19 protein-coding genes are annotated in these 18,704 nt (G+C 38.1%); 14 read left to right on the top strand and 5 right to left on the bottom strand.

The window, feature by feature from the left end:
• Nucleotides 1-274: 274 nt before the first annotated feature.
• From JNUCC52_RS12925 to JNUCC52_RS12915, 3 genes are all read right to left on the bottom strand, one after another.
• On the bottom strand, nucleotides 275-1,381 hold the full coding sequence (locus JNUCC52_RS12925) for an extracellular solute-binding protein (protein WP_337980114.1): 1,107 nt from the start codon (nucleotides 1,379-1,381) through the stop codon (nucleotides 275-277).
• A 181-nt stretch (nucleotides 1,382-1,562) separates the two neighbouring features.
• Nucleotides 1,563-2,459, bottom strand: a complete 897-nt coding sequence (locus JNUCC52_RS12920; RefSeq protein ID WP_139860556.1) for an EamA family transporter — start codon at nucleotides 2,457-2,459, stop codon at nucleotides 1,563-1,565.
• A gap of 18 nt (nucleotides 2,460-2,477) precedes the next feature.
• A complete protein-coding gene (locus JNUCC52_RS12915) occupies nucleotides 2,478-3,041 on the bottom strand; it encodes a GNAT family N-acetyltransferase (protein WP_139860554.1) in 564 nt (187 codons plus the stop codon).
• A 1,227-nt stretch (nucleotides 3,042-4,268) separates the two neighbouring features.
• Between JNUCC52_RS12915 and JNUCC52_RS12910 the strand changes: the two genes are divergently transcribed.
• From JNUCC52_RS12910 to JNUCC52_RS12885, 6 genes are all read left to right on the top strand, one after another.
• Entirely contained in the window at nucleotides 4,269-5,219 is a 951-nt protein-coding gene (locus JNUCC52_RS12910) for a carbohydrate kinase family protein (protein WP_228134299.1), read from the top strand.
• 17 nt (nucleotides 5,220-5,236) lie between these two features.
• Nucleotides 5,237-5,674: a protein-tyrosine phosphatase family protein gene (locus JNUCC52_RS12905; protein ID WP_337980113.1), complete on the top strand. Its 438-nt coding sequence runs from the start codon at nucleotides 5,237-5,239 to the stop codon at nucleotides 5,672-5,674.
• A gap of 275 nt (nucleotides 5,675-5,949) precedes the next feature.
• Nucleotides 5,950-6,150 carry a PLDc N-terminal domain-containing protein gene (locus tag JNUCC52_RS12900; protein WP_228134301.1) on the top strand — a complete coding sequence of 67 codons (201 nt, stop codon included), beginning with the start codon at nucleotides 5,950-5,952 and terminating at the stop codon, nucleotides 6,148-6,150.
• Nucleotides 6,147-7,040, top strand: coding sequence for an ABC transporter ATP-binding protein (locus JNUCC52_RS12895; protein ID WP_337980112.1), 894 nt, complete (start codon nucleotides 6,147-6,149; stop codon nucleotides 7,038-7,040). Before JNUCC52_RS12900 ends, JNUCC52_RS12895 begins: the two co-directional genes overlap by 4 nt.
• Nucleotides 7,037-7,819: an ABC transporter permease gene (locus JNUCC52_RS12890; protein WP_228134303.1), complete on the top strand. Its 783-nt coding sequence runs from the start codon at nucleotides 7,037-7,039 to the stop codon at nucleotides 7,817-7,819. The genes JNUCC52_RS12895 and JNUCC52_RS12890 overlap by 4 nt, the downstream gene beginning before the upstream one ends.
• A 407-nt stretch (nucleotides 7,820-8,226) precedes the next feature.
• Nucleotides 8,227-8,931 carry a CBS domain-containing protein gene (locus JNUCC52_RS12885; RefSeq protein ID WP_337980111.1) on the top strand — a complete coding sequence of 235 codons (705 nt, stop codon included), beginning with the start codon at nucleotides 8,227-8,229 and terminating at the stop codon, nucleotides 8,929-8,931.
• Between the two features lie 18 nt (nucleotides 8,932-8,949).
• On the opposite strand, the gene JNUCC52_RS12880 is transcribed toward JNUCC52_RS12885, so the two are convergent.
• Entirely contained in the window at nucleotides 8,950-9,675 is a 726-nt protein-coding gene (locus JNUCC52_RS12880; protein WP_228134305.1) for a DUF421 domain-containing protein, read from the bottom strand.
• Between the two features lie 117 nt (nucleotides 9,676-9,792).
• Between JNUCC52_RS12880 and JNUCC52_RS12875 the strand changes: the two genes are divergently transcribed.
• The gene (locus JNUCC52_RS12875) at nucleotides 9,793-10,998 is read left to right on the top strand and encodes an MFS transporter (protein ID WP_337980110.1); all 1,206 of its coding nucleotides are present in this window, start codon (nucleotides 9,793-9,795) and stop codon (nucleotides 10,996-10,998) included.
• Nucleotides 10,999-11,147: 149 nt separating this feature from the next.
• Here the strand turns inward: JNUCC52_RS12875 and JNUCC52_RS12870 are convergent, their stop codons facing one another.
• Nucleotides 11,148-11,834 (bottom strand): adenine nucleotide alpha hydrolase family protein, encoded by a 687-nt coding sequence (locus JNUCC52_RS12870; RefSeq protein ID WP_139859854.1) that lies wholly within the window; start codon nucleotides 11,832-11,834, stop codon nucleotides 11,148-11,150.
• A gap of 641 nt (nucleotides 11,835-12,475) precedes the next feature.
• On the opposite strand from JNUCC52_RS12870, the gene JNUCC52_RS12865 reads away from it, so the two are divergent.
• The 7 genes from JNUCC52_RS12865 to JNUCC52_RS12835 are packed head-to-tail and all read left to right on the top strand — an operon-like array spanning nucleotide 12,476 to nucleotide 18,245.
• A complete protein-coding gene (locus JNUCC52_RS12865; RefSeq protein ID WP_337980109.1) occupies nucleotides 12,476-14,887 on the top strand; it encodes a Na+/H+ antiporter subunit A in 2,412 nt (803 codons plus the stop codon).
• Nucleotides 14,877-15,299: a Na(+)/H(+) antiporter subunit B gene (locus JNUCC52_RS12860; RefSeq protein WP_139860094.1), complete on the top strand. Its 423-nt coding sequence runs from the start codon at nucleotides 14,877-14,879 to the stop codon at nucleotides 15,297-15,299. Before JNUCC52_RS12865 ends, JNUCC52_RS12860 begins: the two co-directional genes overlap by 11 nt.
• A gap of 3 nt (nucleotides 15,300-15,302) precedes the next feature.
• Complete coding sequence (locus JNUCC52_RS12855) at nucleotides 15,303-15,641, top strand: Na(+)/H(+) antiporter subunit C (protein ID WP_139860092.1); 339 nt, start codon at nucleotides 15,303-15,305, stop codon at nucleotides 15,639-15,641.
• Complete coding sequence (locus JNUCC52_RS12850; RefSeq protein ID WP_337980108.1) at nucleotides 15,634-17,139, top strand: Na+/H+ antiporter subunit D; 1,506 nt, start codon at nucleotides 15,634-15,636, stop codon at nucleotides 17,137-17,139. Before JNUCC52_RS12855 ends, JNUCC52_RS12850 begins: the two co-directional genes overlap by 8 nt.
• Nucleotides 17,139-17,621 (top strand): Na+/H+ antiporter subunit E, encoded by a 483-nt coding sequence (locus tag JNUCC52_RS12845; RefSeq protein WP_139860088.1) that lies wholly within the window; start codon nucleotides 17,139-17,141, stop codon nucleotides 17,619-17,621. The genes JNUCC52_RS12850 and JNUCC52_RS12845 overlap by 1 nt, the downstream gene beginning before the upstream one ends.
• Nucleotides 17,621-17,905, top strand: a complete 285-nt coding sequence (locus tag JNUCC52_RS12840; RefSeq protein WP_228134307.1) for a Na(+)/H(+) antiporter subunit F1 — start codon at nucleotides 17,621-17,623, stop codon at nucleotides 17,903-17,905. Before JNUCC52_RS12845 ends, JNUCC52_RS12840 begins: the two co-directional genes overlap by 1 nt.
• Complete coding sequence (locus JNUCC52_RS12835) at nucleotides 17,883-18,245, top strand: Na+/H+ antiporter subunit G (RefSeq protein ID WP_228134308.1); 363 nt, start codon at nucleotides 17,883-17,885, stop codon at nucleotides 18,243-18,245. Before JNUCC52_RS12840 ends, JNUCC52_RS12835 begins: the two co-directional genes overlap by 23 nt.
• Nucleotides 18,246-18,704 lie beyond the last annotated feature (459 nt).

The following is an 18,704-nucleotide window of genomic DNA, read 5'->3' as shown; positions in this document are numbered from 1 at the left end:
AGTTCTATTTTTTCAATACGCTACCTCTCAAAAACTTTTATAAAAATCCTTATGCTTAAGGTTAATTGTAATTATTATAAACTGAAAAATCAGAAAAGACAAATTACTATAAAATTAGACAAGGTTAATTTTCGATTACAAAAAGTTGATTGCCGTTATGTGTAGCACTTTCCACGGGCACATTGTAAGCCGCAGCCCTCGTGTTAAAGAAGGGTGTTGCGACTTACGATGGATGTGCTTCCGAATTGTTTGGAAATTGTTTGAGTGCCTGGCACTATTTTTTTCCTCTGCCTTTAATGTTTGTATCCCAGTGCTCCATCCATTCTGCCTCTTTTTCCGCCATAAGCTGCCAATCAATATCAAATGTTTTTAAATCTAATTCCTGATACCATTCTGGCATTGCCGCTTGGTCAATGTCGGAGCGTGTTGGAATTTGGTAGTAGTCATTCGCTAATTTTGTCACCATGTCCTTTTCAAATAAAAATTCTACGAACAATTTGGCGTTCTCCAAGTTTTTAGCATTGTTAACAACTGCAACGCCATCGACTAAAATAGGTGCGCCGCTCTTCGGATAAATGTAATCGAACGGATAATCAGTTGTATATTTCTTTAATAAAATATCTTGTAAATTCCATAAAGAAACACTGCCTTCTTGACGTGTGAGCTTTAAATAAAGTGCATTCGGGTCTTGCGTATATTCTTTCGTATTCGCATCTAATTTTAATAGCCAATCGTAGCCCTTGTCAGGTGTAGTAGCATCTTGACGAACAATCATTGAGGAATAAATTGTTCGCATTGTTCCCGAAGCTAATACGCCGCGAATTAAAATTTGATCTTTCCACTTTGGATCTAATAAATCATCCCAATCTTGTGGGCCTGTTTCCTTTGTTAGTAAGTCGCTATTAATCATTATTACTTCGGGTAAAAGCATTTCACCGAACCAGCGACCTTCTTTATCTTTATAATTAGCATCAATTGTTTCGATAAAGCTCGGTTGCCACGTATGCAGTAAATCTTCGTTAGCGCCAACCATTAATGCAGATTGGGTACCACCCCACCAGAAGTCCGCCTGAGGATTTGCTTTTTCACCGCGTAGACGCTCTAATATTTGCTGAGCTCCCATTGTTAAAAACTCCACTTCAATGTCCGGGTACTTCTCATTAAACTGATCGATTACGCCTTGCACCATTTCCTCATCGCGTCCTGTGTAAATGACCAGTTTGCCAGATGGAGATGCGTTGTCATCTGCCTTTTCTGAGTCAGAGGCATTGTCGCCATTTGTGGCATCTTTTGTCGAATCCTTATCGTCGTTATTGCTGCAAGCAGCTAAAACGATAAGCATCAGCACAAGAAAAAATCCGAAAATACGTGTCTTTTTCATAATCATCTTCCCCTTCCTATAGTGAGTTGCTTACATAGTGCAGTATAATACTTAAATAAAGTATTAATGTTAGAATAATTAAAAAATTCTAACGTTATTATTATCATAATCCAAAAAAATGTCGATTATCAATGATATATGTGTGAAAAAAAAAACTCCTTAAAAATGGATAGGTCCATTTTTAAGGAGCTGTAATTTTGCGATTAGCAAGCATAGTAGGAAGCAACATGCCCAGTATTACGAGTATGATGCCAACTATTTGTAATAATGTAAGTGATTCATGCAGTACAATAACGGAAACCGTTACAGCAACAGGGAGTTCAATGGCGCTTAAAATTGAAGCAAGTGCACCACCAACTTTTGGTACTGCAATTGAAAATAAATAAATCGGTAAAATAATACCGAAAAGTCCAAGTGCTAGTCCGAATTTCCATAGCCCTTCAGTGAATAATTTGCCGTTCCATGCAATTTCAGGGTTTAGGAAAATGCTGATCATAATAAGAGCAACAAAGGAAACAATTAGAACCCTTGATGTCGTTGTAATGCCTTCAACGGGGCGAGAATTAAATTGGATAAAGCATGCAAAGGTAAATGCAGCAGCTAACCCAAATAGCCAACCTTGTATTGCAATACCGCTTAAATCGACATTCAATACACCTGCAGCCAAAATAGTGCCTGCAAATAAAACAATAATTGAAATTACTTCTGGTCTACTTGGCAGTCGTTTATGGAAAACGCAGTCTAACAATAAACCAATCCATGTGAATTGAAAGAGCATCACGACGGCAAGAGAGGCAGGTAGATATTTTAATGATTCTCCGTAGACAATACCAGTAATACCTGTGAAAATCCCTGCACTGACTAAAATAAGTAAGCCATTCTTTGAAAGTTTCGGTAGTTGTCTTTGCGTTATGATAAAGATTGTTGCAACTAGCATAAAGCCAATAATATACTGGCTTGATACCGCCTCTGATGATGTAAAGCCATGCTGCATAGCAACTTTGACAATTGTTGATAAAATGCCATAGCTACTAGAAGCGATGACGATCAATAGAGGGTAAATTAAATTCGTTTTCATGCGTAATTATTCCACATCCTAAATCTGTTTCACCATATGATGAAATGGTTCGTCTATGATAGACCATGGTTCAGTAATAACAAAGCCCATACGTTCATATAAGCGACGAGCATCTTCTTTTTGTGTTTCTACATTTAATGATAATTTTGTAAAGCCTCGTTCTTGTGTTTGCTCGATAGCGAATTGAATTAACATTGTACCGATTCCTTTACCACGAGCCTCTGGCGCTACACAAACTGTATCGATATAGTATTCATCCTCATGAGCCTCTTTATCGATAGTAATAGAAGGGGCATTTTTTTCTTCAAGCCATTTTACGAGATTGGCATCCATTTGAATGGCTTGTTCACCATTGTAGTAAACAAGTGTACCTAATATTTGCTCACCTTCAACCGCCACAAAAGTATTTAAATAAGAATGTCTGTTATCTTCACGCTTGAAAAGCACTGTCAGTTCCTCTTCAATCTTTGAAGCTGTTTGTTCTCCTGTTAAACGGTTGGCAATATCACCAATCGCATCAATAATTAGTGGCACAACGGATTGAGCATCCTGAGGTTGCGCTTGTCGAATTATAATACTCATTGTCAAAATCCCTACCTTTCTTAGGCAAGTATAACAAAGATAGATGATGTCTCAAGCTTTTGAAATATTCACTACTTTACTTTTAAAAAATAAGTCTATCTCATAATGGTGTTGTTTTGCGTTGCAAGCGACGCATTCCGCTCGGTCAACTGCATACAGCACTCCTCGGTAGCATGCGGTTTATTGCTTCCTACTATGCATCATTCTGAGCGGGAGTCAGCGCATCACTCTCATTAGCTAAAAACGTAGGCGGGGGAATCCTATAGGTGGGAACGCGTGACGGATTTAATCAGTACTTCAAGTCCAGCCAAGAAAATAGCATTTATTTAGTAGCTAACACTAGTTGATTGCAGCGGAGGGCGGCGACTCCTGCGGGAACGCACAAAATGTAAGAAGCAACAAACCGCGCGTCAGCGAGGGTTGCGGCTTACATTGTGCCCGCGGAAAGCGTCCGACCGTAGCGGAAATCAACCTTTACTCTAGAAAAGCCCTCTACACGGTAGATTTCAGTGGGAACGCGTGACGGATTTAATCAGTACTTCAAATCCAGCTAAGAAAATAGCATTTATTTAGTAGCTAACACTAGTTGATTGGAGCGGAGGGCGGTGACTCCTGCGGGAACGCACAAAATGTAAGACGCAACAAACCGCGCGTCAGCGAGGGTTGCGGCTTACATTGTGCCCGCGGAAAGCGTCCGACCGTAGCGGAAATCAACCTTTACTCTAGAAAGCCCTCTACACGGTAGATTTCTGTGGGAACGCGTGACGGATTTAATCAGTACTTCAAGTCCAGCCAAGAAAATAGCATTTATTTAGTAGCTAACACTAGTTGATTGCAGCGGAGGGCGGTGACTCCTGCGCGAACGCACAAAATGTAAGACGCAACAAACCGCGCGTCAGCGAGGGTTGCGGCTTACATTGTGCCCGCGGAAAGCGTCCGACCGTAGCGGAAATCAACCTTTACTCTAGAAAAGCCCTCTATATGGTAGATTATTTTATAACGATTGAAAGAATAGATTCATGTCATCGAATTTGTTATAGTGGGCGATTTACTTAGGATGCATTTATTTAAGCGATATTGTTCATAATTGTTTAACGGATTTTAGCGAATAAGGTCGAAAAAAACCGTATGGACTAATTCATTTGATATTTTTCCGAAAGTTTAAAACTTTATAGGAAATCAACTTTCGTGTTAATCTATAAGGACTAGATTCTCGGGGGGACAACAATGACAAAGGAAGATAAGGATTTTATTTTAGTCTATGGAGATGCTTTTATTGACTATATTGCTGATGATGTAACGAATAGATCTTTTACTAAATATATGGGTGGCGCAACGGTAAATGTTGCTGCTGGCATTAGCCGTATTGGTGCTCCATCTGCACTTATTACTATTACTGGTGATGACGAAGGTTCGCAATTTGTTCGCGATGGTCTTGCACAAGAAGGTGTTAACCTTGATTTTGCAGTATTTGATCCTGCAAAACGTGTAAGTGGAGTTTATGTGCATTTAACAGAAGCTTGTGAGCGAATTTTCAAAGATTATGTCGATGAGACGCCAGATTTACAAGTTGAAGCTACACAATTAGATGAGGCTGCCTTTAAACATGCTTCTGCATTAATTGTGTGCTCAGGTACAATGTTTCATCCAACTGCATTAGCAACTACGAGAGCCGCTGTCGAAAAGGCAAAGGAAAAAGGTGCTATTATTGCAATGGATGCTAATATTCGCCCATTACGTTGGAGCAGCGAAGAAGTTTGTAGGGAAACCATTACTTCATTTTTTGAAAATGTAGATATTTTGAAAGTAACAGATGATGAATTATTTTTCTTAACGGAGACAACTAATTTAGAAGATGGCATTGAGCAGCTAAACAGTTTCTTAGTACCGATTATTTTAGTAACAGTTGGCGAAGAGGGGACATATGCCGTATTAAACGGTGAAGTTATTCACGTACCAACAGAAAAAGTTGTCCCAGTAGATACTACGGGTGCGGGAGATGCATTTATGGCGGGTGTATTACGCGATGTCCATTACAACGGTTTACCGACAACTGTAGAAGAGCTTGTACGCTGTGTGAGCTTTGGCAATCGACTAGGTGCCCTTGCAGCGACGAAGGCAGGAGCACTAACAGCGCTACCTTATTATGAAGATATTAAACATTTATTAGAGAAATAAAAGTTCGGGGCGTGCATATGATGGAAAAAAACTATGATGTGTTAGTAAAAGATCGATTATTTTTTGGCGGTGCGCAAGATGCACAGGCTGCTTATATCAATGAGAAGGTAGATGTTGTAATTGATGTTCGAGTAAATGGTTTAACAACACAAGAACAGCAAGCAGCGAACTATAATTACAACCATATGCCTATCGCTGATGAAGAAGTAGAAGTAGCTCAGTCTATTGAAAAGGTTGCGAAAAAAATAGTCTCTGCTTATGAATCAGGACAGAAGGTTTATTTCCACTGTGGAAGTGGCGGTGGACGAGCTGGTGTAGCAGCAACTGCTGTGTTAATGGAACTGGGCTTATCAAAATCGCTTGAGTCAGCACAATTAGCCGTTAAAAAGGCACGCCCACAAGTAACGATACGTCCAAATATGGCAACTGCTTTAAAAAAGTTATATGAAAAATAATGCTATGAATAAAAAGGTACCTCTTTTTGTCCAATTGAAACAAATCGATATGTATAAATGTAGCCTGCCATGTTTCATGGTGGGCATTTTTTATTTTATACGAAACGTATATTTAGCGTTAGCAACGTGTGCTTACTGGCAGTGTCAGTGCTATATGGAAAGCGAATGACTCGGAACGAAATACTTTTGAAAACTTTGGCTCTTGAATTTGTTCTATACATATTAGAACAAAATTGTTATAGTTAAATTAGAACAAAAGGGTGAGGTGTATATACATGGAGGAGTTAGCTAAAATCCCTTGGGCGGTTATAGCGCCAATAATCGGGGTGCAAATTATTTTAATGATTATTGCTTTAATTGATCTTCGAAAAATTCATGCAACGAATGGACCGAAAATTTTATGGGTATTTATTATATTATTTATTAATCTACTTGGACCTGTTGCTTACTTTATCGCGGGGAGAAAACAATCATGACCACAATACTACAAGTAACGGGTTTGACGAAGCGTTTTGCTGAAAAAACAGTAGTAGATGCCATTGATTTTACGTTAGAAGAGCATACATCAACAGCGTTAATTGGACCAAATGGTGCAGGGAAGACAACGACCTTATCGATGTTAACAGGCTTATTAAAGCCATCTTTAGGTAGTGTTAAAATGTTGGGCGGAGATTTGCGATCAAATATTGGGTTTTTACCTCAATATCCACAGTTTCAGCCTTGGCTAAGTGCGCTAGAGTTTACTGAAATGGCGGCGAGGTTAAGTGGTGTTCCTACAAAAAAGGCAAAACAAGAAGCTCAAAAAACATTAGAATTTGTAGGCCTAGGAAATGACCTTCATAAAAAGATTGCGACGTTTTCAGGCGGTATGAAGCAACGTCTAGGTATTTCCCAGGCAATTGTTCATAAGCCTAAATTACTGCTGCTAGATGAACCTGTCTCTGCTTTAGATCCTGTTGGTCGTAGAGAAGTGCTCGATTTATTAAAAGGTTTACAGCAGGAAACGACAATCTTATATTCAACACATATTTTGAATGATGCTGAGGAAATGACTGACCAGCTATTATTTTTGCGTAATGGTCAACTTGTGGAACAGGGAACATTACTTGAAGTGCGCCAACGTTTTGATGAGCCAGCGTATGTCGTTGAATTTAGTACAGTGGAAGAAGCACAGCATTTTATGAGTCACTCTACATTTAAGTGTACAGTTAACGGTTGCTATGTATACGTAGCGATGCAAAATGAAGAACCGAGCATGCAACAAGTACTTGAACGCCTTACTGCTTATCCCTATTTAGTGCGAAACGTAGCACGTCAAACGGCGACGCTTGAGGAAATTTTCATGAAGGTGGCGAAAAGAGCATGAGTGGAATTACCGTACTACTTCAAAAAGAATATCGTGAAGCGTGGCGTAGTAGAAAGTTTTTATGGATTCCACTTGTTTTTGCATTTTTAGGGATGAGTGAACCGCTAGCCAATTATTATATGAAGGATATACTAGATGCTGTAGGCAATATGCCTGAAGGTTTTGAAATGTTGATGCCAGAATTAGTACCAGCAGATTTAATATTATCTACAATAAGTCAGTTTCAATTAATAGGCTTACTCGTGCTTATGGCTTCTTTTGTAGGCTCTATTAGCAAGGAACGCTCAAATGGTTTGGCAACTCTATTGTATGTACGACCTATTTCATTTGGAGCCTTTTTTATGAGTAAGTTTTTAGTTATCAGTACAGTAGGCTTAGTAAGTATCGTAGCAGGATTTACGGCAAGTGTTTATTACACAGTTGTGTTGTATGGAACATTTGAGGTAGGGACTCTTATAGCAAGTGTTTGCACGTATTTTATATGGGTGTTATTTGTTTTAGCAATAACACTGATGATGAGTGCGATGTTTAAAACAGTAGTAGCAACAACATGCGCCTTTATTTTAATTTTTGGAGGTCAAATTATTGATGGGCTTGTAGGTACATTTTGGACAATTTCTCCGTGGAAGTTACCACTATATGGCGTTGAGCTAATTCGTGGAACGATGGAGATGTCTAATTATTGGTGGAGCCTATCGATAACAATAGTTCTTATAATTATTTGTATTTGTTTAGGTGTCTTTTCTATGAAAAAGAATGCATCGATGGCGAAAATATAACGAGAAAAATCCACTTTACTTCTGCGGCCTACAACGAGCCCGCAGAAAACGAAGTGGATTTTTACGCATGAGGAAGCCGATAAAAAGTAAAGAGCAACATATGAAACTGGTCATATATGTGTCCAAAAGGCACAGCGAGTAGGTTATTTTATATATCCAAGTAAAAATCCACGAAGACTCCTGTGGGATCGCACGCACTGTAAGACGCAACAAACCACGCGCAAGAGAGGGTTGCGGCTTACAGTGTGCCCACAGAAACGAAGTGGATTTTTTACGCTTTAGAATGTCAGATATGTACGAACTCTTCTTGGAATATCCATAACTTAGGAATATAATGTAGCTATAACTTCTGATTTGTCAAATAACTTAAAAAATATAAAATCTTGCTATGAGAGTAGGTGATAAGATTGACTATACAAAATTCCGATCGCTTTCTCACAGCCTTTAATCGAATTGACCATCGGCTAAGAGATATTATTGGTGCGAAAGACTTTATGCCTTTTTATCGGCTCGTGGATCAGGCGAAAAAAAAGGATGTTTTAGTACGTAAATATGAGGATGATTTGCGCTCCTATGCAGATTTACGCAATGCAATCGTCCATCATCGTACATCTATGGAGTATGTAATAGCAGAACCTCACGTAGATGTAGTAGAGCGCATTGAATATATGGATGCGACGCTTGCTAAGCCCACTCTAGTAGGACAAATGTTTCGAAAAAGGGTGCTTGTATTCCAAGAAAACGATTCCTTAAAGCATGTATTAAAAGTTATTCGTCAACGGAAGTTTACACAGTTTCCTGTATATAATAAAGCCCAATTTAAAGGTCTTGTCACGACTGTGGGTATTACAAATTGGCTTGCATCAGTAATGGGAGGTAACCATGTGCCAAAACAAGTTCCCACATTGCATGATATATTATTGCACGAAAAAAATAGAGTGAATTACAAATTTGTGAGTAGATACATAACGATTTATGAAGCAGAAGAAATATTTAAACAAGGTGTGGAAAGAGGAAAACGTTTTGAGGCGTTATTGATTACGGAGCATGGGAGATCACACCAAAAGTTGATTGGCATAATTACACCATTAGATATTATGAAAATAGAATAGGCAAGACGATACAAGCTATTAAGGGCTTGATCGTCTTGCTTTATCTTTCAGGCTAATGTATAAGGAACCATTCGTTTGAACTTGTGCAAAATAAACATCTTCATAGGATTGGACATTTTGTTTTTTCAGCTTTTTCATTACCCAATCTTCAGTCAACTCAAGTTCTACAATATTTTCTTTAATAAGCTGTCCATCGGAAATTACTTCTGTTGGTAAATAAGTTGGTGGTGTGACATCGGCTTTTATATCTTGTTTTGTTGAAGGCTGTTCTGTTGGCTTCAGCAATATGCTTAAATTACCTGTTGTTTCTAATAGGGCATATTGGACATCTTGAACGGAAAATACAGATTGTTCTCGTAACATCATCGTTAACTCATCCATATGCAAGCGATTTTTCTTTAATCCCGACTCTAAAATAAGGCCATTCTGAATAAGGATAGTAGGCTTATCGTCAATTAGCACACGTGCTTTTTTAGATTTAATGGTTACAACGGTCATGAGATACGTCAAAACGCTCCACCAAATTAGCGCAATAAGTCCTTCTAAAAATGGTGTCTCAGATTGTGCCGCAATTTCTGAAGCGATGGACCCAAATGTGATACCTGTTGTATAGTGGAAAAATGTAAGCTGACCTAGCTGTTTTTTGCCTAGCAATCGTGTAACAATGAGTAGTGCAAAAAAGGAAAGGGAAGCCCTCACAACCATTTCCCAAACATTCGCGTGAAAAAATTCATCATATGTCATACAAATTCAACTCCTTTGAACTGCTATCGAGAACTAGCTTGTGCAAAAAGTGGAATTGTATGCGACAATCATTTATTAATTAATGATTTCAAAAAATTTAGGAAGTGTGGTAGTAGCATGAACAAACAAATAGATAATTCTAACAATCCTGTTTTTCCGATTATGATTGCTATTGCCATTGCCCATCTTATCAATGATACGATGCAATCTGTTATACCTGCGATGTTTCCGATTTTGAAAAGTGAGCTCGGTTTGACCTTTACGCAAATCGGGCTTATTTCGTTTGTATTAAACATGTTTGCCTCAGCTCTGCAACCAGTTGTAGGTTATGTCAGCGATAAGAAACCAATGCCATACGCATTGCCTATAGGTATGATTAGTTCATTTATAGGGATTGCCATTTTAGCTTTCACAACGCAGTACTGGGTAATTATTATAGCCGTATTATTTTTAGGCTTTGGTTCAGCGATATTTCATCCAGAAGGTTCACGAGTTTCATTTATGGCGGCAGGCTCTAAAAGAGGTCTTTCACAATCAATTTACCAAGTGGGTGGAAACTCTGGACAAGCGCTTGCGCCATTAATTAGTGCTTACATTTTGGACATTTTTGGACAGCGTGGAGCCGCTTTTGTGTTAGTCGCAACAACGATAGGAATTCTGTTGTTGAGCAAGATAGCCAGTTGGTATAAAAAGCAATTGGAGCAAGAACGTCTATCCAAGAAAAAACGTACTTTAGTGTCATCTTTGCCTCCACTGACAAAGAAACAAGTGGGAATCGCCTTAACATTATTATTTACTATTATTTTTGCACGATCATTTTATACAACGAATATAACAAGTTTTTATGTTTTTTATTTAATGGATCACTACAATGTTAGTTTGCGTCTTGGACAAATTTTAATTTTTACTTTTATGGCTTTTGGAGTTGTTGGCACATTTTTTGGGGGATCATTATCCGACCGTATTGGGAGAAAAAATGTAATTTTACTTTCTGTTGTTGTGCCAATGCCATTCTGTTTAGCATTGCCCTATGTACCATTATGGACAGCGACAATCTTTTTAATTATTATCGGCACATTAATTATGATTAGCTTCTCTGTAACAGTTGTTTATGCACAAGAACTTGTGCCAACTAAAATTGGAACAATGGCGGGATTAACGACTGGCTTTGCGTTTGGTATGGGGGCAATTGGAGCAATTGTCATTGGAGTATTAATGGACCATAAAGGGATTGATTTCACGATGTTAATCGTTTCATTATTGCCCTTGTTATTATTAGTAGCATTTTTCTTACCGAAAGATAAACCTGCATCTGCTTTGTAAAAAAACACGCCTCGCTATAGGAGGCGTGTTAGCTAGGTGTATAATTAAACTGGGAAGAATGCCGTTAAACGGCTTCTTTCTGGCCCTTCACTTTAATCCCTTTGCCGCTGCAATACAAAATCCAAGTCGCCCTTCTAGGTGACTACAAATTATTGTTGTAATGGAGATGTAAATTCAGCAGGTAACTTTTCTTTATCATTCACCAAGCCCTCTGTAATATGAATCTCATGCATTTTATCGTTGTAAGTGAATTTGAATATCCCATTATCAAAATCAGTGCCAATTTCCTTAAAGAAAATCCCTTCGATTGAAACATGGCGTGGACAAGTAAAAGCTACTTTAAAATTGTCCTGATCTTTAATTAAATAGGCACGTACACCTTTTTCATATGTATCATAGGTGTCATCTTCCGTGGGACGTTGGACAGCTACAATGTGGAAATCTACAAAAGGAACCTCTTTTAATAGGACGTTCAGGAAGGAGCCCTTTGTTATTTCCTCCCAACGACTTTGTGCACTTTGACCGACAATGATTTGAGAAATGCCATAATTTTTTGCCACTTCAGCAATGACTTTTTGGATAGGACGTTTTTCGTTATCTAGTAAAATGAATTTTTCAACATCAAGTTCTTCCGCTAGGTCTTTCCACTGTTCGATATAACCAGATTTTTCAGCATCAAAGGCATCGATGGGTTGTGAATCGACCGAAAGAATATAGAGTGGGCAATCGAGCATCATGGCCATTTTATGACCGCGGCGAATTAAGCGTTCCCCATTTAGCCCATAGTAGACACAAACTAAAATACTTTCGTCTAATCTCCCTTTAACATGCTTCATTAAAAATATACACCTCTTTATCCTATTGTTATTTTGTTATTTGTACTGCATATTATGAAAAAAATATCCTAAAACAGCTAAAATGAAGGCTGTTACAGTGCATTATGCTTATTTATATTGTATACTTTAAAGTGAATAAAAAGTTAATGACGATATACGGGAAACCCTCAAGGAATTCGGCTTATCTCCATGTTCTAAAATTGTTTTGTTTATGCATAGTGTGCATTTAAATGAATAGCTTCCATATGCCACATTATTATGCAGTGAGTTAAATGGATAGTCAAGTGTTGATGCACTGAAACATTTATTAAGTGCCTAAGGTATGTTGAATGTTCGGTATGCACATCAATTAGTACAGATAACATCCAAATTTAGAAGAGTTCTGATATGTTCATTCAACTTTTTGTCTTCTATCTACTTTCTTTAAGAAGGGCATAGCAGGCTTATATTTTTCAGTAGGCATTCAAATGCTGACTGAGCAACATTAAAGCACTGGCGGTTGTCAAAGATTTTGTAAGGAATAATTTAGGAGTTGGTTTATAGTATGCATCTATGAACTAATAGCTGTATCATGCACACCTAAAATTACAAAATCTAGGACGCGAAGTCGCTGGACGAATTTGATTGTAGGAGGTTTTCATTTGGTTACAGTTCTCATTGCGATACTTTTACCATTTGTATGTGCCGCTCTAATCCCCTTGCTATATAGGCGACTAAGGCGTGTTGTACATTTAGGCTGGTTTGTTTTATCCGTTCCAATCATATTGTTTATTTTACTCGCACGGTACATTCCTCAAATTGCCGAGGGTAAAACATTTATTCATACATATGAGTGGATTCCCTCTTTTGATATAAACTTCACGACATATCTCGACGGGCTCAGCATTATTTTTGGTTTGCTGATTACAGGTGTAGGTAGTTTAGTTATTTTATATTCAATTTTTTATTTGTCAACGAAAGAATCTCTTCATCATTTTTACTGCTACTTATTACTTTTCATGGGCGCTATGCTCGGCGTCGTCTTTTCAGATAATTTAATGGTGCTGTATACATTTTGGGAATTAACAAGTGTATCTTCATTTTTGTTAATTGCATTTTGGCATCATCGTAAAGCTTCACGTGCTGGTGCACGAAAAGCAATGACTATTACTGTATTCGGTGGTCTATCTATGCTTGCGGGTTTTCTAATGCTATATGTAGCATCGGGAACATTTAGTATTCGTGACATCGTAGCTAATGTTGAGGTAATTCGAGATCATTCATTATTCGTTCCAGCGCTTTTGTTAATTTTAGTAGGTGCGTTTACTAAATCAGCACAATTTCCTTTTCATATTTGGTTGCCAGATGCGATGGAGGCCCCAACACCTGTTAGTGCCTACCTTCACTCAGCTACAATGGTAAAAGCAGGGATTTATTTAGTTGCTCGCTTTTCTCCAGTATTTGGAGGTGAGGCTATCTGGTTCTGGCTCGTTAGTGGCATTGGTCTTTTAACATTGTTCTGGGGATCGTTCAATGCTGTACGTCAAACAGATTTAAAGGCATTACTGGCATTTTCAACAGTTAGTCAGCTCGGCTTAATTATGAGCTTATTTGGACTTGGCTCCGTAGGGCATTATTTTGGTTATGCTGAAAGTTCCATTATTTATACACAGGCGAGCTTTGCTGCATTGTTCCACCTTATTAATCACTCCACATTTAAAGGGGCATTATTCATGATGGTCGGTATTGTCGATCATGAAGTTGGAACACGCGATATCCGTCGTCTCGGTGGTTTAATGGCGTTAATGCCCGTGACATTTACTATAGCTGTCATAGGCGGATTATCAATGGCGGGGTTACCACCATTTAATGGTTTCCTAAGTAAGGAGATGTTCTTTACTGCAGTATTGCAAATTCGTGAGGTCGGTATCTTTTCTATGGATAGTTGGGGTGTGTTATTCCCTATTGTGGCATGGGTCGCAAGTATTTTTACGTTTGTTTACAGCATGATTTTAATTGCTCATACCTTTTTCGGTAAATTACAGCCTGCTAAGTTGGACAAAAAGCCACATGAAGCACCGATTGGGATGCTCCTTTCGCCAATCGTACTTTGTTTATTAGTAGTGGCAATTTTCTTCTTTCCAAACGTCCTTGGCCATTATATTTTAGAGCCTGCAATGGCAAGTATTTACCCAACATTCCCATCTGCTAGTGAGTTAACACCACATATTTCTGCATGGCACGGTGTTAATCCTGAATTGTTAATGACCGCTGGCGTAATTATTATCGGTATTATTTTATTTAAAACATTAAAAAGCTGGAAGCCACTATATCGTGTCTTTTCACCAAACTATACATTCAATACTTACTATAATCGCCTTATAGAGTTCAGTGAAAAAAGCTCTATGAAGCTTACTAATCGTTATATGTCAGGCAATTTAACACACTATTTTGTTTATATATATGTATTTTTTGTCGCGCTCATTGCAGGATATTTTATATGGTCTGATGCAATGGCATTTGAATTTGCAAAGGACTCCCCAGTAGAGTCCTATGAGCTCATATTAGTATTTGTGATGATGTTTGCTGCAATATGGATGATCTTTGCAAAGGGACGTATCACAGCTATGCTATTGAACGGCGTTCTTGGCTATTCAATCGCATTCTTCTTCGTCATTTTCCGAGCACCTGATTTAGCACTTACGCAACTCGTTGTTGAATCCGTGACAACAGCATTATTCCTGTTATGTTTTAAATATTTACCGGATTTAATGCCTGAAAAGTCACGCACAAGAGTCAAGTTATCAAATGCTGTTATTGCCATTTTTGTAGGGGCTACAGTGACATTAGTTGGCTTAGCTGTCGTGCATTATGACCGTTTTGAGACGGTCGCACTGTACTTTAACGATGCTTATGACTTAGCGGGTGGATCGAATATTGTTAACACAATTTTAGGGGATTTTCGTGCGTTTGATACGATGCTAGAGGTTGTCGTTCTTTTAATTGCTGGCTTAGGCGTGTACACGCTAACAAAGCTCAAGCCGCGAAAAAAGGAGGCAGACCATGAAAATTAATGACGTTATTTTACGTACTATTACAAAGGCTGTCGTATTTATTATTTTAACGCTTGGTATTTACTTATTCTTTGCTGGGCACCATGCTCCTGGTGGTGGCTTTATAGGGGGTCTAGTGCTTGCTTCCGCAATAGTACTGCTATATTTAGCTTACGATATTGAAACAGTGCACAAAGGGATGCCATTTGATTTTAAAAAGGTAGCTGCGCTAGGGGTATTATTAGCGACAGGTACGGCCATCGGTTCATTGTTTTTTGATGTGCCATTCTTATCTCAAACATATACGTATATTGATGTTCCTATATTTGGAAAAATGGGCTTTTCAACTGTTACTATTTTTGAGGCTGGTGTGGCATTAACGGTTGTAGGCGTTGTTGTAACAATTATTTTAAGTATAAGTGAGGATGAATAGCCAATGGAGTCTTTAATTTTAATATTAATTGGTGTGTTAGTTGCTGTAGCGACGTACCTAATCCTCTCAAAGCAATTATTACGTGTGATTCTAGGAACAGCAGTACTTTCACATGCTGCGCATTTACTTATTTTAACGATGGGCGGTCTGAAAAAAGGGGATGTACCACTCATTGGTGAATCACCAGGTCCATACGCAGATGCGCTTCCACAAGCATTGATTTTAACGGCTATCGTGATTAGCTTTGCCGTGACAGCATTTGTGCTAGTACTTGGCTATCGTGCCTATAAAACAAACGGCACTGGGGAATTCGATGAATTGAGAGGTACGTCTGATGAGTAACATGATCGTTTTACCATTAATCGTGCCGGTTATTACGGCCATTTTGCTAGTGTTTTTAAGAGAAAATGTTTTGTTACAACGCATTGTGAGTCTATGTACATTTGGTTTTGTTGTAATTATAAGTGTCGTCCTTATGCTTGAAGTTCATCAACAAGGTGTAATGCGTATTGATTTTAGTGGCTGGATACCGCCATTTGGGATACTCTTTGTTGCCGATTCTTTTGCAGTACTGCTTGTTTTAGTAGCGAATATTGTCGCAGCAATTTGTCTAATATACGCGTTCTTTACAATTGGCGAGCACTACGAAAAAATGTACTTTTATCCTTTTGTACTTTTGATGGTAGCTGGGGTAAATGGTTCCTTTTTAACAGGCGATATATTTAATTTGTTTGTGTGCTTTGAAGTCATGCTACTAGCCTCTTATGCACTTATTAGCTTAGGTGGTGGCAAAATACAGCTGCGAGAAGCGCTAAAATATGTCCTTATTAATATTGTTGCTTCATGGATCTTTTTAGTGGCATTAGCTTTTTTATATGGAACGGTCGGGACGTTGAATATGGCCCATATTTCCTTACGTGTTATGGAAGCTGGAGCTGATCCACTCATTACAACAGTAGGACTTGTGTTCTTGATTGTTTTCAGCTTAAAAGCTGGTTTACTTCTATTCTTCTGGTTGCCAGGTTCATATAGTGTACCACCAACAGCTATTGCTACATTATTTGCCGCGTTATTAACGAAAGTTGGTATATATGCGCTTGTTCGTACATTTACACTATTATTTACAACGAATACAGATGTAACACATACAACCCTCAGTATTATGGCAGGATTAACGATAATTGCAGGTTGTATGGGGGCACTTGCTGGAAGAGATGTCAGAACAATTGCTTCATACAACGTGCTAATTGGTGTAGGTTTTATAGTTGCGGGACTTGCTATCGGTACGGAATCTGCCTTGCAAGGTGTAACATACTATTTAATGCATGACATGGTCGTAAAGGCTATGCTGTTTTTAGCTGTTGGAATGATGATTTATGTAACGGGTGAAACTATTATAGATAGAATGAGTGGACTTATTCGAAATTATCCCTTTTTCGGATGGTTATTCTTTATCATGATGTGCTCACTCGCTGGAATTCCACCATTAAGTGGATTTATGGGCAAGGTATTAATTGGACAAGGAGCTATAGAGGGAGGAAATTTTGTCCTTCTAGGATTAGGTTTCTTTTCCAGCTTAATAGTTCTCTACTCACTCCTACGCATTTTTCTTTCATCCTTTTTTGGTGAAACTATTATTAGTATTGAAGATGAAAAGCCACTACCTAAGCGAGTAGTGTTGCCATTGACTTTACTAGCTGTTTGCACAATCGGTTTAGGCATTGGCGCTGAATTCATGGCACCATATGTTAAGGATGCGGCAGAAACGCTTCACACACCCTCTATTTATATTGACGCAGTGTTGAACGGCGAAAATTGGCAAGGTGAGGTGAATAAGTAATGGCTATGCAGTTTATATTAAATTTATTTATTGCCACTTTATGGTTATTGTTGCAGGATGAAATTACACCACAGTTTTCCACATTTTTAATGGGTTTTATCGTTGGTATTGGAATTTTGTATGCAATGCATCGCTTTTACGGTACTCAATTTTATTTGCGCCGTGTTTTCTCTATTATTAAACTACTATGGCTTTTTAACTGGGAGCTATTACTCTCGAGCTACAATGTGTTAAAACAAATAACAACACCTAAGTTGAATATTACACCAGGAATATTTACGTATAAAACGGAGCTTAATGGAGATTGGGAGATTACAGCGCTTGCGCTATTGTTAACGTTGACCCCTGGTTCAGTTGTGATGGAAGTTTCAGAGGATGGAGATATGTTCTATATCCATGCTATGGATATTGAGCAATCAAAAGACGCCGTAGTTCGCTCCATAGGGAAATTTGAAAAAGCAATTATGGAGGTGACACGCTAATGGTAGAAAAAGTTTTACTAATAGCACTTGCGTTATTCAGTATATCAATTGCCTTGTCACTATATCGTGTTATAAAAGGCCCTTCAATGCCTGATCGTGCAATAGCGCTTGATACGATAGGGATTAACTTACTTTCGGCGATAGCCATTGTATCTATCGTGTTAAAAACAAAGGCCTATTTAGAAGCCATTTTAATTTTAGGAATATTGGCGTTTATCGGTACAATCGCCTTTACAAAATATATTGAAAGAGGTGTGATTGTTGAACGTAAATCAAATGATTGAGTGGGCGGCAGTCATCCTAATACTTGTTGGTTCTATTGTTAGTGTTATTAGCGCATTTGGTATGATACGCTTGCCAGATGTCTATACACGATCACATGCGGCGACGAAAAGCTCGACATTGTCTGTATTAAGCTGTCTATTAGGTGCATTTGTCTACTTTTGGATACATGATGGCTATGTTAGCGTTCGATTGATTTTAGGGATACTTTTTGTATTTGTAACTGCACCAGTAGCAGGGCATTTAATATGTCGTGCCGCATACCGATCTCGTGTACCTTTAGCAGAGGGCTCGGGAGAGGATGAATTAAAAGCAAAGCTATTTATGGACAAAGCCGAATAATTAGCAAAGTTCGTGGTGAAATTTATATCTTTCGTATGGCGACGAGGAGATAAATTTTACATTCATTTTAGTGAAGAACTTCCAAAGTGAAAAAGTGTTAGATTGACTGCAATCGATCTAACACTTTTTTATTTTGTCCAACTTCTTTTTCAAAATGTATTATTGCATTCATTTTGACAGATGTCCTATGTTTTACAGGCATAAATGAGGATGAGAATGAAAATAGTAAAGGTACATGTAAAAAGAATAATTTAAAAACGGAAAAATACAAAAACATTGATTTATTAGAAAATTCTGTGTAAAATATTTTGTTAAAAAATTTCATGTATAGCTTGAAAATTATTTTGAAAGAGTATATCTTAATTAGCAGATAGATTTTTTATTCTGCTCTATGAATAAATATCCAATCGACTATTTTCGAGACGCAAATGTCTCATAGACAATAAAAAATGAAAAAAA

Source organism: Lysinibacillus sp. JNUCC-52, from assembly GCF_015999545.1.
Taxonomy (GTDB): Bacteria; Bacillota; Bacilli; order Bacillales_A; family Planococcaceae; genus Lysinibacillus.
Note: the sequence above shows the minus strand (reverse complement) of the source record. Positions and strands in the feature narration are given on the sequence as shown.